The sequence below is a fragment of the Bacillus sp. CGMCC 1.16607 genome (assembly GCF_042683745.1).
Classification (GTDB): Bacteria; Bacillota; Bacilli; order Bacillales; family Cytobacillaceae; genus Pseudoneobacillus.
Genome location: NZ_JBHUJX010000024.1, coordinates 1 through 4222, shown reverse-complemented (window position 1 = coordinate 4222; position 4222 = coordinate 1). Strand labels below are relative to the sequence as shown.

Sequence of the window (4222 nt, the reverse complement as noted above, 5' to 3'; positions counted from 1 at the left end):
CAGAGGTGGAAGCGCGGTGACGTGTGGAGCTGACTGATACTAATCGTTCGAGGACTTAACCAATTTTAAGGCAAACTTGTTTTTCTTCTTCTTCTATATTATCTAGTTTTGAGGGAACGAACCTCACAAATGAATACAGTCTGGTGGCGATGGCGAGAAGGTCACACCCGTTCCCATACCGAACACGGAAGTTAAGCTTCTCAGCGCCGATGGTAGTTGGAGGATTCCTCCTGTGAGAGTAGGACGTCGCCAGGCAAAAAAAGAACAGCCCATTGTGGTTGTTCTTTTTTTGTATGTGAAAAGTTGATAAAACTCAGAAAATGGTTGATAAGCTGTAAATATTTCCAAAAAGAAGGTATAATCACCATTAATAGATAAGGAAGGAGGCGTTGTTTGATGAAAACGATGTTTATAAATTTCGGGGTGGAAGTTAAATAAGGGTGATCGTATCATTCCCCCTATAAACTGCGTAACCCCTAAAAGTTATAGGAGGATCAATTTTTGGAAAATACGAAGCAAGTTATTCCGATAACAGTAGTGATTGATAAATTGAGATTTGAACTACAGGAAAATCATGATTTTCCCTGGTTACAGAGATTAGGACATGTTTTTTGTGTGTTTGATCAACAAGATTCAGGAAATATTAGTTTTGGATTGAAAAATAAAGATAAAAAGTTTTTTGTAAAATACGCTGGAGCAAGACCGATGGACTTTTCTGGCAATCCAGAAGATGCCATCCAGCGTTTGACAGAGGCAATGCCTGTGTACAATAAATTAGCACATCCACATTTAATAGAGTTAGTAGATCACTTCTCAGTAGGAAATGGATATGTAGCTATATTCGAATGGTTTGAAGGCGAATGTTTGCATTCTCATTGGTCTTTTGGTGGTAGGGCAAAGTATACTGATCCACAGTCACCATTTTACCGATTTAAGAAACTTGAAATTGAAAAACGGTTAGCAACTCTAGATGGAATTTTTTCATTTCATGCTTATATGGAATCACAAGGATTTGTTGCAGTGGATTTTTATGATGGAAGTATTTTGTATGATTTTAAAAATGATGTAACAAAAATATGTGATATTGATTTTTACCGGAAATCACCATCTGTAAATGATATTGGAGAACATTTTTGGGGGGCGAATCGATCGAAATCTCCAGAAGAGTACCAACTTGCAGCACCAATTGATTCTATAACCAATGTATTTAATATGGGAGCAATTGCATTTGGGCTATTAGGTGGAGAAATGGATCGCGCGTTCTCAAAGTGGGAAGCTAATCGAAGACTATATGAAATAGCACTTAAAGCTGTCGAAAAAGATAGGGAGAAGCGGTATCCATCTATTAAAGATTTTTATGAAGACTGGAAAGCTGCCACAATATGAAATATTTTTAATACAAATGTACATCTTTGAAAGTGATGAATTCTCTTCAAAGGTGTACTCAATTAAATAAAAAGGAAACACACACGATTTCTATGACATCGCAGTGTGTTTTTATTGTCATATAATGTAATTATTATTTTTTGTTAGGTTCTCCAGACACAATGTGCCAATGGAGATGTTTCGAGTCTTGGTATTTCCCTAAGTTTGTAATCACCCTACATGCTCCTTTCTCTTCTGTTACCTGTGTAGCAACTTTTTTTATTACTCCGAGTAGTTCTAGTAATAGATCGTTATCACTATCCTCCAATGTAATTAAAGAAGAAATGTGTTTCTTAGGTACAGCAACAATATGTACAGGGTAGAAAGGTTGTGTATGATAATACGCTAAAACATTTTCAGTCTCTAAAACTTTTTTTACCTGAGTTTTTCCACTAAACACTTCCTCACAATAAAAATCTTCTGCCATAACCTTACCTCCTATTTTTTTATGATGGCAAGTCTCAAACCCCACATAGCCTTGGTGAATATATATTATTTTATGAATTACAAACTGCATTTTATCACTATATTAATAGGAAAACTCAATTGGTCACAATTTGGAATGATTTTAGAAAAACAATTAACAATATTTTGTTTAAAAATTGGTAAAATGAGATTTCCATGCTGTATAGAAATATTATTTGTGTAAGTATAGTAATTTCCATATTTAGCAGGAAAGTAGAAACGTACGGTGAAATTACTATGTAGGCAAAGGTTCCATCGGAAAGGTGGATGACATGCCAATTAAAAGTAGTTATCCGTAAAGGTTGGGCAATTATTTGACTATTAAGGACTCACTTTTGCTTCCAATGATATAGATGGTAATAAAATTGAGCTTTGGAGTGACTATCAAAACACAAATTTATAAAATGTTAATTTTGACAAGGAATAAAAATGAAAGGAGAAATCTATGACAAAAACTATTTATCTTGTTCGACACTGCCAAGCGGAGGGACAGTCTTTTTCAGCAAATCTTACAAATATAGGATATGAACAAGCGGAAAGACTGGCTGATTTTTTAATAGACAAAAATATTGAAGCATTACGATCAAGTCCCTATTTAAGAGCAATTCATTCTGTAAAGCCTTTGGCTGAAAAGCTGAATCTACAAATAGAAGAGGACTCTCGTCTTTCAGAAAGGGTATTATGTTCGGATGATCGACCTGACTGGATGCAAATGCTTGAAGATTCATTTAATGATTTAGATTTGTGCTATGAAGGTGGTGAATCAAGTCGAACGGCAATGGCCCGTGGGATTTCAGTTATAACTGAAGTATTCGAATGTGTTGAGAAAACCACTGTTTTAGCTACACATGGAAATTTAATGGCCTTAATAATTAGGCATTATGATCAATCATTTGGTTTTGAACAATGGAAGGCATTATCGAATCCAGATGTTTATTGTATAAAATTCGACGGACAAACTCGGCAGATTGACCGTATATGGGGAGTTTAAAAGACAGCGGATTTTCAAATACTAAAGTATTGATAAATAGAAGAATTTTAAGCAGGTTTGTACTTATTTTGTAACTGCAAGTTGTAATAGAATGGAGTATAGGGTCACTAAAGTAATCTTATGTTAATGTATAAACAAATAAGTTCAGGAGGAGTAATATGGCGATTATAGATATCACAGTCATTCCGGTAGGAACAGAAACACCGAGCGTAAGTGAGTATGTAGCTGAAATACATAGAGTTCTTAAGCAATATGAAGGAAGAATTAAATTTCAGTTAACACCTATGAGCACCCTAATTGAAGGTGAATTGAAAGAATTACTTGAAATCGTTCAGGAAATTCATGAGGTTCCGTTTCAAAAAGGTGTTCAAAGAGTATGTACAAATATTCGAATTGATGATCGTAGGGATAAGGGACACTCAATGGAGAGAAAGCTAAAAGCAGTTGAAAACAAATTGTAGTAATTTTGACATTGAAAGATACATTACTGCCTATCAGAAAAAGTAACCTTCACATATGTGGAAGGTTACTTTTTTAAAATGTAAAAGGAATGAAAGAATGGTTAAAAAGCGAATAAGTAAAGTGTTTTTGTCTGTAATGTCTTTATTTCTTGCTTGGCTTTGTTAGCTGTCATTTAGTATTTGGACATTAGTGATGAAAACTAGCTGAGCTGCAAAAACATATGAGATTTAAAATAATGTAGACCCCGAAGAAATATTGATGGAGGCAAAATCTAAAATAATAGAAAATAATTTAAAATTCACTATGAATTTACAAGGGAAAATCATTTAAGCGCATTTATTATTGTCAGCGATCCCTTGCATATCTAACGAGCAATATTTATTGCAAAAGATATGGAAATGGAAGTATATTCTTCACTTACACCGACCTCTGTATATAAAACTTTCAAAAGCAAAATACCTTTTTTGTTTAGATAACTCTTCTTCTATTTTGGCTACCTCTTGTGTATGCCATTTAAGTAAGAGAATTAAACATAAACAGAAAAGGGAAACTTTTTTTACTTTCCTACTTGCTTTATCAATTTAGAGATGCTATTATAAGAAAGTTGTTATTTTAACTATTAATCTTTTCTTTGAAACTTTTAAAAAGTTGTTGACAAAGAAATTGGTTGGTGGTAAGATATAAAAGTTGTCTCATTAAATTGTTCTTTGAAAACTAAACAACCAAACGTTAACAAATAAAAGCTTCTATTTATAGAAGCAGCCAGAGTAAACTTTATGAGCTAATCAAACACTTTATTGGAGAGTTTGATCCTGGCTCAGGACGAACGCTGGCGGCGTGCCTAATACATGCAAGTCGAGCGAATCTTTGGGTGCTTGC

4 protein-coding genes and 2 rRNA genes are annotated in these 4222 nt (G+C 34.1%); 5 read left to right on the top strand and 1 reads right to left on the bottom strand.

Going from position 1 to position 4222, the window contains the following annotated elements; genetic code table 11:
- Positions 1 to 139: 139 nt before the first annotated feature.
- Positions 140 to 255, top strand: a 5S ribosomal RNA gene (rrf, locus tag ACFSO7_RS16350).
- Positions 256 to 501: 246 nt separating this feature from the next.
- Complete coding sequence (locus tag ACFSO7_RS16345) at positions 502 to 1386, top strand: serine/threonine protein kinase (protein WP_377878407.1); 885 nt, start codon at positions 502 to 504, stop codon at positions 1384 to 1386.
- Positions 1387 to 1519: 133 nt separating this feature from the next.
- Here the strand turns inward: ACFSO7_RS16345 and ACFSO7_RS16340 are convergent, their stop codons facing one another.
- Positions 1520 to 1852: an HIT domain-containing protein gene (locus ACFSO7_RS16340; RefSeq protein WP_377878406.1), complete on the bottom strand. Its 333-nt coding sequence runs from the start codon at positions 1850 to 1852 to the stop codon at positions 1520 to 1522.
- A 483-nt stretch (positions 1853 to 2335) separates the two neighbouring features.
- On the opposite strand from ACFSO7_RS16340, the gene ACFSO7_RS16335 reads away from it, so the two are divergent.
- The 3 genes from ACFSO7_RS16335 to ACFSO7_RS16325 form a co-directional block, all read left to right on the top strand.
- Entirely contained in the window at positions 2336 to 2881 is a 546-nt protein-coding gene (locus ACFSO7_RS16335; protein ID WP_377878405.1) for a histidine phosphatase family protein, read from the top strand.
- 158 nt (positions 2882 to 3039) lie between these two features.
- The gene (locus ACFSO7_RS16330; RefSeq protein WP_377878404.1) at positions 3040 to 3342 is read left to right on the top strand and encodes an MTH1187 family thiamine-binding protein; all 303 of its coding nucleotides are present in this window, start codon (positions 3040 to 3042) and stop codon (positions 3340 to 3342) included.
- A 795-nt stretch (positions 3343 to 4137) separates the two neighbouring features.
- Positions 4138 to 4222: ribosomal RNA gene (locus tag ACFSO7_RS16325) — 16S ribosomal RNA — on the top strand; the annotation flags it as partial.